At 65.3% G+C, this 13,592-nt stretch carries 11 protein-coding genes and 1 pseudogene; 6 read left to right on the top strand and 6 right to left on the bottom strand.

Annotation, left to right across the window (positions count from 1 at the left end; all coding sequences use genetic code 11):
* Positions 1–9 precede the first annotated feature (9 nt).
* Entirely contained in the window at positions 10–1,713 is a 1,704-nt protein-coding gene (locus tag FG93_RS21955) for a methyl-accepting chemotaxis protein (RefSeq protein WP_052514033.1), read from the top strand.
* Between the two features lie 48 nt (positions 1,714–1,761).
* Here FG93_RS21955 and FG93_RS21950 read toward each other — a convergent pair whose 3' ends face one another.
* The 3 genes from FG93_RS21950 to FG93_RS21940 all read right to left on the bottom strand — a co-directional run bounded on the left by FG93_RS21950 (position 1,762) and on the right by FG93_RS21940 (position 4,670).
* Complete coding sequence (locus FG93_RS21950) at positions 1,762–2,643, bottom strand: MBL fold metallo-hydrolase (protein ID WP_200878140.1); 882 nt, start codon at positions 2,641–2,643, stop codon at positions 1,762–1,764.
* A gap of 43 nt (positions 2,644–2,686) precedes the next feature.
* Positions 2,687–3,412 carry a DUF1013 domain-containing protein gene (locus tag FG93_RS21945; RefSeq protein ID WP_043238461.1) on the bottom strand — a complete coding sequence of 242 codons (726 nt, stop codon included), beginning with the start codon at positions 3,410–3,412 and terminating at the stop codon, positions 2,687–2,689.
* Between the two features lie 256 nt (positions 3,413–3,668).
* Positions 3,669–4,670, bottom strand: coding sequence for an NAD(P)H-quinone oxidoreductase (locus FG93_RS21940; protein WP_200878139.1), 1,002 nt, complete (start codon positions 4,668–4,670; stop codon positions 3,669–3,671).
* Positions 4,671–4,790: 120 nt separating this feature from the next.
* Here FG93_RS21940 and FG93_RS21935 point away from each other — a divergent pair, with 120 nt between their 5' ends.
* Positions 4,791–4,991 (top strand): DUF1192 domain-containing protein, encoded by a 201-nt coding sequence (locus FG93_RS21935; RefSeq protein ID WP_043238458.1) that lies wholly within the window; start codon positions 4,791–4,793, stop codon positions 4,989–4,991.
* Positions 4,992–5,410: 419 nt separating this feature from the next.
* On the top strand, positions 5,411–5,941 hold the full coding sequence (locus FG93_RS21930; RefSeq protein WP_043238456.1) for a DUF1465 family protein: 531 nt from the start codon (positions 5,411–5,413) through the stop codon (positions 5,939–5,941).
* Positions 5,942–6,059: 118 nt separating this feature from the next.
* Here FG93_RS21930 and rpmE read toward each other — a convergent pair whose 3' ends face one another.
* Positions 6,060–6,293, bottom strand: a complete 234-nt coding sequence (rpmE, locus tag FG93_RS21925) for a 50S ribosomal protein L31 (RefSeq protein ID WP_043238453.1) — start codon at positions 6,291–6,293, stop codon at positions 6,060–6,062.
* 145 nt (positions 6,294–6,438) lie between these two features.
* Between rpmE and FG93_RS21920 the strand changes: the two genes are divergently transcribed.
* A complete protein-coding gene (locus FG93_RS21920) occupies positions 6,439–8,217 on the top strand; it encodes an ABC transporter transmembrane domain-containing protein (protein WP_043238451.1) in 1,779 nt (592 codons plus the stop codon).
* A 456-nt stretch (positions 8,218–8,673) separates the two neighbouring features.
* Positions 8,674–10,263, top strand: a complete 1,590-nt coding sequence (locus tag FG93_RS21915) for an EAL domain-containing protein (RefSeq protein WP_043238448.1) — start codon at positions 8,674–8,676, stop codon at positions 10,261–10,263.
* A 12-nt stretch (positions 10,264–10,275) separates the two neighbouring features.
* Here the strand turns inward: FG93_RS21915 and FG93_RS21910 are convergent, their stop codons facing one another.
* Entirely contained in the window at positions 10,276–11,718 is a 1,443-nt protein-coding gene (locus FG93_RS21910; RefSeq protein WP_052514032.1) for a PLP-dependent aminotransferase family protein, read from the bottom strand.
* Between the two features lie 85 nt (positions 11,719–11,803).
* On the opposite strand from FG93_RS21910, the pseudogene FG93_RS21905 reads away from it, so the two are divergent.
* A pseudogene (locus FG93_RS21905) lies at positions 11,804–12,462 on the top strand (GNAT family N-acetyltransferase).
* 92 nt (positions 12,463–12,554) lie between these two features.
* Here the strand turns inward: FG93_RS21905 and FG93_RS21900 are convergent.
* The gene (locus FG93_RS21900) at positions 12,555–13,571 is read right to left on the bottom strand and encodes a peptidoglycan -binding protein (RefSeq protein ID WP_043238446.1); all 1,017 of its coding nucleotides are present in this window, start codon (positions 13,569–13,571) and stop codon (positions 12,555–12,557) included.
* Positions 13,572–13,592 lie beyond the last annotated feature (21 nt).

Raw genomic sequence — 13,592 nt, 5'->3', positions numbered from 1 at the left:
ACATCATCGATGAGCCGCAGCCTTGACGCGATCCGCCACGCCTTCACGACGCCTCTCATGCTCGGGCAATGGGCTCTGGTCCCGCTGGCGACAGCTATCGCGTGGTTTGCCGGCCACCCCGCTGCGATCCCGATCGGCATCGTCTCGGCCCTGCTCGCTGGAGCCGGTGCACTGTCCTGGTCACGAGACAGGACCGGCCTTGCCACCCGGGTCACATCGACGGTTGCGCTTTGTGGACAGGTCGCGCTGCTCGTCTTCGCATGCGAGGGCACGCGCTACCAGATCGACATGCACATGGCTTTCTTTGCCGGGTTGGCGATCACGACGGCCTGGTGCTGCTGGCGGGCGATCCTGACCGCGACTGCGGTCGTGGCCGTGCATCATCTCGTCCTGAACATGCTCTACCCGCTTGCCGTCTTTCCGGACGGCGCGGAATTTGCGCGCGTGGTCGTGCATGCGCTGATCCTGCTTGCCGAGGCAGGGGCTCTGACCTGGTTGGCGCTGCGTCTGGAATGGGCGCTGAGCGTGGCGGATTCGGCGACTGACGCCGCTATCGCGAACCAGGAGCGCGAGGGCGAGGTTCGTCGCGAGGCGGCTGAGGCAGACGAGCAGCGCACGCTGGTCGAAGATCGGCTGCTGGCGGCGGTTGAAGGGGTGGTGCAGGCCGCCAGGCGCGGAGATTTCTCCGTGCGCAGTGCGGAGACCACAGAGCTTGGCCGCCTGAGCTCACTGGTTCAGGGCATCAATGAACTGACGCTGACCTGCGAAGGCTTTCTAGACGAAACGGATCGCGCTCTATCCGCGCTTGCAGCGGGTGATCTGACCGCGCGCATGGCGAGCGATTTTGAAGGCCGGCTGGCCGATGTCGCCGGCAACTTCAATCGCTCGACCGAGACCTTGGGGCACGCGCTGGAAGCGGTCGCGCGAAACGCCTCTGCCACCCACCAGGCCGCGGACGAGATTCTTTCGGCAACACGAGATCTGTCGGACCGCAGCGAGAGCCAGGCCGCGTCCCTGGAGGAAACCTCCGCGACCGTCGAGGAAATCGCCGCCACGGTGCGCCAGACGGCCGGGATGGTCTCGGACGCAGCACGCAAGGCGCGCGCCACGGCCGACAATGCCGATAGCGGCGTCGCAGTGGCCGCTCGTGCGGTCGAGGCGATCGACCGCGTCGACGAGCAGGCCAAGCGGATCGTCGATATCGTCGGCGTGATGGACGGTTTGGCGTTCCAGACCAATCTGCTCGCGCTCAATGCCTCGGTCGAGGCGGCGCGCGCCGGGGAGGGCGGGCGCGGCTTCGCCGTTGTCGCGACCGAGGTCCGGCGCCTGGCCCAGCAATCGGCCGATGCTGCCCGCGACGTGCGTGTCCTGATCAGCGACACGAAGCTCCATGTCGACGAGGGCGTGAAGCTGGTCCGCGAAGCGGGGCAAAGCTTGAACGTGATCTCCCGGGAGGCGGGAGCTGTGGCGCAGGTCTTCGCGGATATCAGCGAGGCCACACGCGAGCAGTCGCAAGGCATTGGCGATGTCGAGCGCGCCTTGCAGCAAATGGATGTCCTGACGCAGGACAATGCTCAGGTGGCGGCCCGAACCGCGGCGGCCGGCGGCAACATGGTCGAGACGGCGGACGCGCTGGAGCAACTGACCACCCGGTTCACGCTCCGAAGCGGAACACTTTCGGATGGGCCGGCGCGGATCCGCCGGGCGGCGTGAAAGGAAGCGCTCCCGCCAGAGCGATTTTCAGGTCGGCTGCGGCGAGATTCAAAAAGCTAGCGTCGCGCCGCCCCAGCGCAGCAGCCGAGCCCCGACATCCAGCGCCATCAGGTCTTCGCCGACGATGAGTGGGCCGGCATAGCCTGCGGCTCTGATCTCGCCGGCCAGGGACGCGGTGTCGGCGCCGGGCGGGACGAGATGCGTCAGGGCGAGCATTTTTGCGCCAGCCTCGACCGCGAGCCGCGCCACCACGGCGGGCGTCATGTGATAGGCCTGCACGGCCGCGACAGTCTCGGCCGAGCGAATCCCGGCGACGACGGGCATCTGGCTGTCGATGAAGACTTCGCAGACGAGGAGGTCGCAGTCCTGCGCGGCCCGTTCGAGCGAGGGCGTCAGCCGCGTATCGCCCGAGAACACAAGCCTGCTGCCCGCAAGTGAAATCTTGAGGCCGAAAGCGGGCTCGACGGGCCGGTGATCGACCAGGAAGGCATCGATCGCGAGCTCACCCAGCCCGACGATGCCCTCGTGCAGTTCCTCGAATATCACATCGAGTCCCGTGGCGTCGGGCCGTTTCTCGAAGGCAATGCGCAAGGCACGTTCGCGGGCAAAGCCCTCGTACTGCGCGCGCATATTGGCGAGTGCAGGCGCAGGGGCCAGCACGCGCCAGGGGCGGGCGCGGCCCTGATGCCAGGACGAGACTACGAGCTGGTAGAAATCGACCAGATGGTCGGAATGCTCATGTGTGACGATGAGCAGGTCGATATCGGCGCCTCGATGGCCGGCGGCGACCAGGCGCTGGCTCACGCCCGAACCGCAATCGATCAGGACCTTGCGGCCGGCTCCCTCAACGAGATGGGATGGGCCGGCCCGCCGCAGGCTGACCGGCGGTGCGCCCGTGCCGAGAAAGGTGAAGGCAAGATCGGATGCCAAGGCCATTCTCCGCGACAGGCAGGCCGGTCGGTCTTCAGCGTCCTCAGATGTCGTCATCCTCGTCGGCCGGGCGCTTGAGCTGCTTCAGCTTGGCGAAGACGGAATCGACGTCGATGGCCGCTTCCTGCTCGCGCTTGGGCTTGCTCATGTCGGCGAAGGGCTGGCTTGCAGGAGCCGGCTCCCGCGCGGTGGTCTCCTCGGCCGGGAGCAGGGTCGAGCCTGCTTCCGCAAGCGCGGCAGGGCGGTCCTTGGCGGCACGGCCGACCTCGAAGTCGAGATCGATCTGCGAGCTGAGCCCGAGGCTGACCGGGTCGACCGGAGTCAGGGTCTGCGCGTTCCAGTGGGTGCGGTCGCGGATCTGGGCGATGGTCGACTTGGTCGTGCCGATCAGGCGGATGATCTGCGCGTCCTTGAGCTCAGGATGGTTGCGCAGCAGCCAGAGGATCGCATTCGGGCGGTCCTGGCGCTTGGAAACGGGGGTGTAGCGCGGCCCCTTGGCGCGCTTGATTTCGGGCACCTTCACCTTGCGCTCGGCGAGCTTGAGGTGGTGGTTCGGGTTCTTGGCGGCGCGCTCGAGCTCCTCGCGGGTGAGCTGGCCGGAGGTGATCGGGTCGAGGCCCTTGATGCCGGCGGCGACTTCGCCATCGGCAATGCCGCGCACTTCGAGCGGGTGGAGTTTGCAGAACTCGGCGATCTGCTCGAAGGTCAGCGACGTGTTTTCCACGAGCCAGACCGCAGTGGCTTTCGGCATCAGCGGGGGTTGTGACACGGCATCGTCTCCTGGATCTCGAAGGCCGGCGGCTTACGCCGGATCAGGGTCGCGGACAAAAGCTCTCATGCGCCGACCGGCCTCCTCGGCCGGCCATCCAAATCATCAGCGATGAGCAGGATGCGGGCGTTATATTCAAAGCCATGGAAGCTGTCCAAGAAAAAGCGCGGAAGGGGCCGGTGCCTCGGACAGCCGTACGATCGGCCCCATGACGCCCGTCGGCGATGCGACCACTGACATCGCGACTGCGGGAGACTCACACCGTCAGCACGATCTTGCCGATATGGGCGTTGCTCTCCATCAGGCGATGCCCGGCCGCGGCCTCTGCCAAGGGGAAGGTCGAATGGATCACGGGTTTGCAGCGGCCCTGGGCCAGCAGCGGCCAGACCCTGGCTTCCAGTTCGGCGGCAATCGCTGCCTTCTCGGCGATGGTGCGCGGGCGCAATGTCGAGCCGGTATGGGTCAGGCGCTTCATCATCAGCCGACGGAAATCGACCTCGGCCTTGGGGCCGTTCAAAAAGGCGATCTGGACGATGCGACCGCTCTCGGCCGCGGCCTCGTAATTGCGTGAGATATAGTCGCCGCCGACCATGTCCAGGATCAGGTCGATGCCGCGCCCGCCGGACGCTTCCTTCGCTGCGCCGACGAAATCGCGCTCCCGGTAATTGATTGCGAAATCGGCACCAAGCTCGAGGCAGGCGGCGCATTTCTCATTGGAGCCCGCAGTTGCGACGACAGTTGCGCCAAACGCCTTGGCGAGCTGGATCGCCGTGGTGCCGATACCCGAGGTGCCGCCATGGATCATGAAGCTCTCGCCGGCCTTCAGCCCGCCGCGTTGGAAGACATTGGTCCAGACGGTGAAATAGGTCTCGGGAATAGCGGCGGCTTCGATCAGCGACAGCCCGACGGGGACCGGCAGGGCGTTGCTTTCGTGGACGCTCGCATATTGTGCATAGCCGCCGCCGGCGACGAGGCCGCAGACCCGGTCTCCAACCGCAAAGCGGCCGACGCCATTGCCGACAGCCACGACCTGGCCTGCGATCTCGAGGCCCGGAATATCCGAGGCGCCGGGCGGCGGAGCGTAGCCGCCGAGCCGTTGCAGGACATCGGGCCGGTTGATGCCGGCGGCCGCGACCTCGACGAGAACCTCGCCTGCGGCTGGTTTCGGCACAGGACGTGTTTCAGGGCGCAGCACGTCGGGGCCTCCGGGGGCCGTAAAGCCGATGGCGGTCATCATCTCGGGAAGAGCTGGCATCACGTCTGGTCGTCCTTCGTTGGTCGTTGGGCGTCCGCATCTGACGCCTGCTTCGCAGAGATAGTGGCCTTGCGGCGGCGAGCCGGCTAGTCTCCGCCGTCGCGTTTCGAAAATGAGGCAGCCATGTCGATATTTTCAGAGGATGACCGCCCCGCGCCGCAACCCATTCACCAGATCGGGCAGGATCTCGCGATGCTGTCGCTCGCGGAGATTGATCAACGCATCGAGGCGCTCAAGACCGAGATCGCGCGCCTGATGGAGATAAGGGCCAAGAAAGATGCCTCGCGTTCGGCTGCGGATGCCTTTTTCCGCAAGATGGGCTGAGGCAGGGAACTCGCGGCGCGAATTGCTCAGCCTTTGCCGTGTCAGCCTTGCTGGACCGCACATCGACACGGCCGACCGGTTCGGGAGGAGGGCGATTGTCGCCTGATCCTGCCGTATCCTTGCGCAAATATGGAGGTGCGGCGTTGTTCTTAACCGCTCCTTAACGATTCCAAAGTATGAATCGGATCATCCAGTTTCTCTGGATGTCGAGTGGCTCCTGCCCACTCTGTTTGACGCCTCCCTGTTGACCTTCGAGCCGCCTTCGGGGCGGCTCTTTTTTGGCCTTCATGGCCTGTTAAGGTTAACAACATCTTACCAGAGTCTCGACAATGCAACGGCGCTATTCTTGCCGCTGTGACGGTATCAATCCGTGGCGCGTCCCAGACGCACACGCCTTTGTGCCGATTGGAGACGTCGCGATGACCGATATGACGCTGCTGAAGTCCGGGCCGGATGAAGGCGCACTTTCCTTTGCAAGAGGCTTCGTCAAATCGGACGGCTTCATGCTGCTGTTTCGCGAGGGCATGGCGCTGGTCGAGCAGACGGCAACCTATCTCGACAGCGACGGCCGCGCCGAGTCGGCGGCGCTCCCGCGCGATGTTGCACTGACCTATGCGACCGAAAGCATGCGCCTGACGACGCGGCTGATGCAGATCGCCTCCTGGCTGCTGGTGCAACGCGCCGTGGCCGAGGGCGAGATGACCGCAGACCAGGCTCGATCGGAGAAGAACAAGGTCAAGATCGCCGAGCCGATGCTGTCGCCGGTGCAGGAGGAGGCGATGCACCTGCCGCAGAGGCTGCGCGATCTGATCGCCCACTCCATCCGTCTGCAGGATCGCATCCGTCATCTCGAAGGGCTGATGTCCGGTTCAGAGGCGTTCGAGATCACTCCGAACCCTGTCCAGAGCCAGATCCGGAGCCTGCAATCGCGGCTTGCCCGGCTCAATTGAGCCTGATGCGCGGGCTCGCGTCCGCGACCAATCGCCGCCCGACAAGCAAAAAGCCCGGCCGCAAGGCCGGGCTTTCGTGTTTGGTATACTGCGCCGATCGGGGCGAGCGGCGGCCGAATTACTTCTTGCCGAGCGCGCTGAGGGCGCCGAAGCGCGAATTGAAGCGCGAGACGCGGCCGCCGCGGTCCATCAGCTGCTGGGTGCCGCCGGTCCAGGCCGGGTGGGTCTTCGGGTCGATGTCGAGATTGAGGGTGTCGCCCTCCTTGCCGAGCGTCGAACGCGTGAAGTATTCGGTGCCATCGGTCATGACGACCTTGATGGTGTGGTAGTCGGGATGGATGCCGGTCTTCATGGCGAAATCCTCAATCGTAAGCGGGCACGGTCGATAACCAGGCTAGCTGGCCGGCCCGTCGAACAATTCGTATGAGCCTGTCGTGAAGTCGCCAGCGCAATAGCGCAGGCGAAGCGACAGCGCAAGCATGACAGGACAGTGAAGCGTGGCCGAAGATAACGAAGACCGTAAAAAGACGCGCCCCGATTTCCATTCACTCTCCTCCTTCTGGCCCTATGCGCTGACCCAGAAGGGACGGATCGCGCTTGCCATCCTCGCCCTGATCGTCGCCTCGGGCGCGACACTGGTGCTGCCACTCGCGGTCCGTCGTGTCATCGATGTCGGGTTTTCCGGCGGCGACCAGGCGCTCGCCCACAATTATTTCATGCTGCTGATCGGGGTCGTCGCGGTGCTGGCGCTGGCGAGCTCGGCGCGGTTCTATCTGGTGATGACGATCGGCGAGCGCATCGTTTCCAGTCTGCGCGCCGATGTCTTCACCCATCTGACCCGGCTCGAGCCCGCTTTCTTCGATTCGAGCCGGGCCGGCGACCTCGTCTCGCGCCTGACGGCGGATACGACGCAGATCAAATCGGCCTTCGGTTCAGCTGCCTCGATCGCCCTGCGCAACGGGATCATGTTTCTCGGCGCGCTGGCGCTCATGGTCGTGACCAGCCCGCAGCTTTCGGCAATCGTCATCGCCGCGATCCCGCTGATCGTGCTGCCGCTGGTCTTCTCCGGACGCTCGGTCAGGCGCCGGGCGCGGGCGGCGCAGGATCGCCTCGCCGATGCTTCGGCGTTCGCCTCGGAGGCGGTGGGTGCGATCCGCACCATGCAGTCCTTCGGAGCCGAGCGGCAGACGGCACGGGCTTTCGAGAGTGCCTCGAACGACGCCTATGCCGCCTCGCGCTCGGCGACGCGCTCGCGCGCCATCCTCTCAGGCGTCGCAATCTTCCTGGTCAGCGCCAGCGTGGTCTGCGTGCTCTGGGTCGGCGCCATGGATGTCTTTGCCGGCCGGATGACCGGCGGCAGGCTCTCGCAGTTCGTGCTCTATGCGGTACTGGCTGCGAGTTCGCTGGGACAGCTCTCGGAGGTCTATGGCGAGATCTCGGCCGCCACCGGTGCAGCCGGGCGCCTCGGTGAAATCCTCGCCACCAGGCCGGCGATCACCGCGCCTGCGCATCCAACGCCGATGCCCGAGCCCTCGCTCGGCGAACTCGCCTTCGAAGGCGTATCCTTCTCCTACCCGGGACGTACGGCCTCGGCACTGCATGAATTGTCCTTCAGCGTCCGCCCTGGCGAGCGCATTGCGCTGGTCGGCCCTTCCGGTGCCGGCAAGAGCACGGTGCTGCAGCTCGCACTGCGCTTCTTTGATCCGGCCGAAGGCCGCATCCTGGTCGATGGCGTGACGGGGACCGACGCCGAACCTGAAGCCTGGCGGCAACGCTTCGCCCTGGTGCCGCAGGAACCGACCGTGTTCGGTGTCTCGGTGCGGGACAATATCGCCTATGGCCGCCCCGGTGCGAGCCGCGAGGAGGTCGAGGAGGCCGCCCGCCTTGCTGCAGCCGACGGCTTTATCCGCGCCCTGCCGCAGGGTTACGACACTGTCGTGGGCGAACGCGGCGTCACGCTCTCGGGCGGCCAGCGCCAGCGTCTGGCGATCGCGCGGGCGGTGTTGAAGGATGCGCCGATCCTGCTGCTGGACGAGGCCACCTCCGCGCTCGATTCCGAAAGCGAACGCGCGGTCCAGGATGCGCTCGACCGGCTGATGCAGGGCCGCACCACACTGGTGGTCGCCCATCGGCTTGCCACCATCCTTTCGGCGGATCGCATCCTGGTTCTGGACGAGGGCCGGGTGGTGGAAGAGGGCACCCATGGGGAACTCAAGGCGAGAGGCGGGCTCTATGCCAGGTTGGCTGCCCTGCAGTTCGGAATGGAGGCGGCTTAGGCGAGCACTCCGGGCGTAATCCGGGCCTCGTGCCGGGCATCCACGGACCGCGACGGGATGACCGCGGCGGCGCTGTGATCCCGCCTTGTCCCTTGTCCTTTGCCCTGTCCTCCGGCATGGGGGGCGGGAGCCACCGCGTCGGAATTGGACCGACCTCGACGCCAGCGCGCATCGGCGCGAGTTGCGGCGCGGGATAGCCGAGCGGCATCGCAAGGTGCGAGTAGAAGTTCCGCCTCCCGAGGTGAAACGGCTCGCTCGCGGAGATTTCCGATTGTTCGCGCGGGGCCAAACCTTCGGGGGATCGTAACGCCTGTGTCATTCCCGCAGGGCGTCGCGTCGATATTGCTACAGTTCGACAAGAATTGGTTCCGTTCTGTGACGCAAATTGCGCAGCAGTTCCGGAACCCCTACGCTCCACTCGTTGATGGGGGGCACGCCATTGGCGAAGGCGCACGCGTGAAGCGTTTTCACATCATCCTTGTCGCGTCCGCGCTGGCCCTGGTCGGCGCAACGCTCCCGATCGCCGTGATGCTCCATATTTCCTGGACCCTTGCCGTGCGCGCTGAGCAGGCCCGGCTGGAGCTGTTTGCCAAACGGGTGATCGTGCGCGCGGAGACGGCCTTCGCCGGAGCCAGCGAGGCTCTGCGGACCATCGCCCGCACTCCGTACGAGCCTTGCACCGAGGAGCATATCGCCGCGATGCGCAGGCTCGCCGTCAACAACCGCTCGATCGATGAGGTCGGGTATTTTCGCGACGGAATCCTGAAATGCACATCCTGGGGTCAGACGGCTGAGAGGATCGCCCACTCTTCCGGCGATTACGTGACCCCAGACGGCATCGAGGTTACCGCCAGGATGAGGCCGCTGGTGAGCGGTGGCGATGCCAGGATGGCGCTGCACTACGGGGACTACAACGTCCTGATCGACCCGGTGCGCCTCGTCGACGTCATCGTCGACCCCGGCATCAAGATCGCCGTCGGCAACGACCGGGGCGTACTGATCGGTGCCCTGAACGATCCTGATCCCGGGGTGCTGCGCAACCTGCTCGCCAATCCGCGCACGGGCATGGATGATCACAACGTCTTTGCCGCCGCCCGTGCACAAGGCTGGGTCGCGGTGGCGGCCCAGTCGCGCGACAGCCTGCTGAAGCCCCTCCGGCGCGAGCGAATGCTGCTTCTACCGGTCGGGGCCTTCATCGCGGCCTTCGTCGTCGGCATCATCATCTGGCTGTCCCGCAAGCGCCTGTCTCCGTTGGGGGAATTGACGATCGCGGTGCGCAATCGCGAATTCATCGTGCACTATCAGCCGATCATCGAGCTCAAGACCGGCATCTGTGTCGGTGCCGAGGCTCTCGTGCGCTGGCGGCGCCCCGATGGCTCCCTGGTGCAGCCGGATCTCTTCGTTCCGCTTGCGGAGGAAAGCGGGCTGATCATGCCGATCACCGATCAGATCATGGACGCGGTGATCCGCGATCTGAAAGTGCTGCTGGTGGCCGACCGGTCCCTGCACATCGCAATCAATCTTTGTGCGGACGATATCAGGACCGGGCGGATTCTGTCGTTCATCCAGACGGTGCTCGAACCGACGGGCATAAGGCCGCAGCAAATCTGGCTCGAGGCGACCGAGCGCGGTTTCATCTGTATCGATCCGGCGCGGGAGACAATCGTTCAGGCCCGCAAGCTCGGTCACTCCGTCGCGATCGACGATTTCGGGACGGGCTATTCGAGCCTGCAATACCTGCAGGGCCTGCCGCTGGACGCCCTCAAGATCGACAAATCCTTCATCGATACGATCGGCCGGAACACGGCGACCAGTTCGGTGACCTCTCACATCATCGACATGGCGAAGACGCTGAATCTGTTCATCGTCGCAGAAGGCGTCGAAACCCGGGAGCAGTTGGATTACCTGCTCGATCACGGCGTGCATTTCGCCCAAGGCTGGTTCTTTGCAAAGCCGCTCCCCGCCAAGGAGTTCATCGCCTTCTATCACCACAGGCAGGAGAGCCACGGTTCGGGGCCGGATGTCATACGGCACGCCGCCGCCTGAACGGTCTCGCGGCTACTCCCGGAGCAAGCGACCCAGTTTGGCGACAACCTCCTCGACCGTGTCGGAGGTCACGCGTGAGATGCCGAAGACGAGCCCGGGCCGTGGCGGACCAAGATGGAAACGCGACATGGGCTGCATGGCAAAGCCATGTGCGTTGAGGTGGTGAGCCGTGGCACGATCATCGACCCGCTGATCCTTGAACCATGTCGCGAGCTGGAGGCCACCTGCACCGCTGCTGAGGCGCAAGGCATGACCACAATGACGGCTGAGCGCCGCCATGCTCATGGCCATGCGCGCCGCATAGGCGGTGTTCATCCTGCGGATATGGGCGCGCAGCCGCCCCTCGCGGATGAAATCTGCGAGCGCCGCCTGAATGTGGATCGGCACAACCGCGCCCCGGAGTTGCAGACCGGCAGTTGCGTCTTCCAGCAGCCACGGGGGAACAATCGCGTAGGCGACACGCACACCGGGTGCCAGAACCTTCGAGAACGTGCCGAGATAGGCGACGACATTATTCCGATCGATGCCCTGTAGCGCCGCGATCGGGCGGGATGCGTACTGGAACTCGCTGTCGTAGTCGTCCTCGATGATGAGAGCTCCGCTGGTCTGCGCGACCTCCAGCAAAGCCAGTCGTCGTTGCAGGCTCATCGTTACGCCGGTCGGATACTGATGCGAGGGCGTGACGTAAATCAGCCGCGCTGGCGGGCCGGAAGCCTTGCTGACATCGATCCCTGCGCTGTCGCAGGGCACTGGGACGATGCGGGCTCCGGCCGCCTGCAGCAGGGCCCGTGCCGCGGGGTAGCCGGGCTCTTCCATCCAGGCGATGCTGGCATCGCGGGCGTCGGGTTGGATCCGGATCGAGGCGAGCAGGCCGATCGCTGCTCTGGTCGAGGGAACGACGAGAACTTGCTCAGGCCGCGCGACGACCCCGCGCCGGTCGGCGACATGGGCGATGATCGCTTCCTGTAACTCGCGGATGCCACCGGCGTCACCGTAGCCGAGATCGTGAATCCGCAGCGCGCGGGATCGGGCGCCCAGACATCGCGCCCAGGTTGCATGCGGAAAGTCGGCCAGGTCCGGGATGCCGGGCTCGAAGAGCTTCTGGGTCGGTTCGGGAATCGGCCATGGAGTGGTGGGCGCCGTGCGATCCGGGCCCGGTGAGGGTAGCTTCGCAACGGGGGCAACGCGGCTGGCCGATCCTGGCACAGTCTCAAGATATCCTTCCGCCTTGAGCCGGTCGTAGGCCAGGACGATGGTCGAACGGGCGACACCAAGCGCGTTGGCCAGAACGCGCGTCGACGGCAGGCGCTGACCCGCAAGCAATTGTCCTTGCAGGATGCGGTTCCGTACCGCCCGATAGACCTGTCCTTCAAGATCCCCTGCGGTCCGGTTCAGCTGCGACCACACGGGCGCAGCTGTCGTCGCGACTCCCAAAGTGGTCTGATGAAAATCCATGAAGTGGCAGTTTATGTCCTACCGCCAATCCCGGCAACTGACGCCTGTCTCGGTCTTCAACCAGGTTCGCCATCAGGAACTCGTCATGGATCTCTCACATTGGAAGGGCGTGCCGCGCCCGGAGCGCATATCGCTGGACGGGCGCTATACCCGGCTCGAGCCGCTCGATCCCGCGCGGCACGGCAAGGATCTGCTCGTCTCGGCCCAGCAGCCGGGTGCGGAGGATCGCTTCCGCTACCTGTTCGAGGAGGCGCCAGCCGATCTGGCCGCCTTTAATCCGTGGCTCGAGAAGGCCTCAACCTCGCCCGATCCTCTGTTCTTTGCCGTGATCGACAAGAGGACCGGCCGGGCTGAAGGGCGTCAGGCGCTGATGCGGATCGAACCCGCACATGGCGTGATCGAGATCGGTAACATCCTGTGGGGCCCGCGATCGCTCGCAGCCGCGTCGCGACCGAAGCGCTCTATCTCTTTGCCGACCATGCCTTCGACACGCTTGGCTATCGCCGCTTCGAGTGGAAATGCAACAATCTCAACGAGCCCTCGAAGCGCGCTGCGCAACGCTTCGGCTTCACGCCGGAGGGCGTGTTCCGCCAGCACATGGTCACCAAGGGGCGCAATCGCGATACGGCCTGGTTCGCGGTGATCGATGGCGACTGGCCGCGCCTGAAGGCCGGCTACGAGGCCTGGCTCAGCCCGGATAATTTCGATGGGGACGGCCAGCAGCGCTCGAAGCTGGCATTCTGAGCGCGGGACAGCGCTCTCGCGTGCCTCTCCGGCGAAGGCGCTGGGCTGGATGGGCACGATATGGTTGGGGAGGCCGCAAGGTCGGCCTTCCCCTACCGCTCCGTGATCTTGAACTCGATCCTGCGATTGCGGCGGTAGGCGTCGTCGTTGCTGGCGAGGTCGAGGGGTTGGAATTCGCCGAAACCAGTTGCCGCGATGCGGTCGGCGGGGAGGCCGCGCGTGATCAGATACTCGACAACCGCGACCGCGCGCGCCGTCGACAGGCTCCAGTTGGACGGGAACTGCGCGGAGCGGATCGGACGGGCGTCGGTGTGGCCGTCGACGCGCAGGATCCACGGGATGTCGGGTGGCATCTCATGGCCGAGATCGGTCAGGATGGTGGCGAGCTTGTCGAGTTCGGCCTTTCCTTCGGGCTTCAGCACGGCTTGGCCGGCATCGAAGAACACCTCCGACTGGAAGACGAAACGATCGCCGACGACGCGGATATCGGGGCGTGTGCCGAGCACCTGCCTGAGACGGCCGAAGAAGTCGGAACGGTAGCGCGCCAGCTCCTGCACGCGCTGCGCGAGAGCGACATTCAGGCGCGAACCGAGATCGGCAATGCGGGCCTGCGATTCCTTGTCCTTGGCCTCGGAAGCCTCGATGGCCTGCTCGAGCGCGGCGAGCTGCCGGCGCATCGCCTGGATCTGCAGGTTGACTTGCTCGACCGTCGCCTGGGCCCTGGCCGAGAGCTGCTTCTCCGCGTCGAGCGCCTTCTGAGCCTCGGCGAGCTGGGTCGGGCCGTTTGTCGCCTGTGCTTCGAGCGTACCCTGCAAGCGGCCGCGCTCGCTCTGTTCGCGCGTCAGGGTCGATTGCATCAGGAGCAGGTTCTCCCGGGCCTGCCGGTTCGAGACGCGCTCCAGCGCAAGCAGATCGGACAGTTCGGAGATCTGGCGATTCAGGCGTTCCAGCGCCGTGTCCTTGCCGGTCAGTTCCTGCGACAGGAAGAACTGTCCGAGCACGAAGACCGAGAGCAGGAAGACGATGCCGATCAGCATCGTCGAGAGGGCATCGACGAAGCCGGGCCAGAAATTCAGCTGCTCACGGCGATAGGTGCGGGACAAAGCCATGGCTTCAGGCCTCCCTCGTCT

It is taken from the genome of Allobosea sp. LC85 (assembly GCF_000735605.1).
In the GTDB taxonomy this organism is placed as follows: Bacteria; Pseudomonadota; Alphaproteobacteria; order Rhizobiales; family Beijerinckiaceae; genus Allobosea.
The sequence above is the reverse complement of the archived record's forward strand: the minus strand, read 5'-3'. Positions and strand labels throughout refer to the sequence as shown.

Excerpts from the sequence above, each read along its gene's own strand:
- FG93_RS21955 (WP_052514033.1), top strand. The coding sequence starts at position 10 with ATGAGCCGCAGCCTTGACGCGATCCGCCACGCCTTCACGACGCCTCTC.
- FG93_RS21935 (WP_043238458.1), top strand. The coding sequence starts at position 4,791 with ATGTCGATATTTTCAGAGGATGACCGCCCCGCGCCGCAACCCATTCAC.
- FG93_RS21930 (WP_043238456.1), top strand. The coding sequence starts at position 5,411 with ATGACCGATATGACGCTGCTGAAGTCCGGGCCGGATGAAGGCGCACTT.
- rpmE (WP_043238453.1), bottom strand. The coding sequence starts at position 6,293 with ATGAAGACCGGCATCCATCCCGACTACCACACCATCAAGGTCGTCATG.
- FG93_RS21910 (WP_052514032.1), bottom strand. The coding sequence starts at position 11,718 with ATGGATTTTCATCAGACCACTTTGGGAGTCGCGACGACAGCTGCGCCC.
- FG93_RS21900 (WP_043238446.1), bottom strand. The coding sequence starts at position 13,571 with ATGGCTTTGTCCCGCACCTATCGCCGTGAGCAGCTGAATTTCTGGCCC.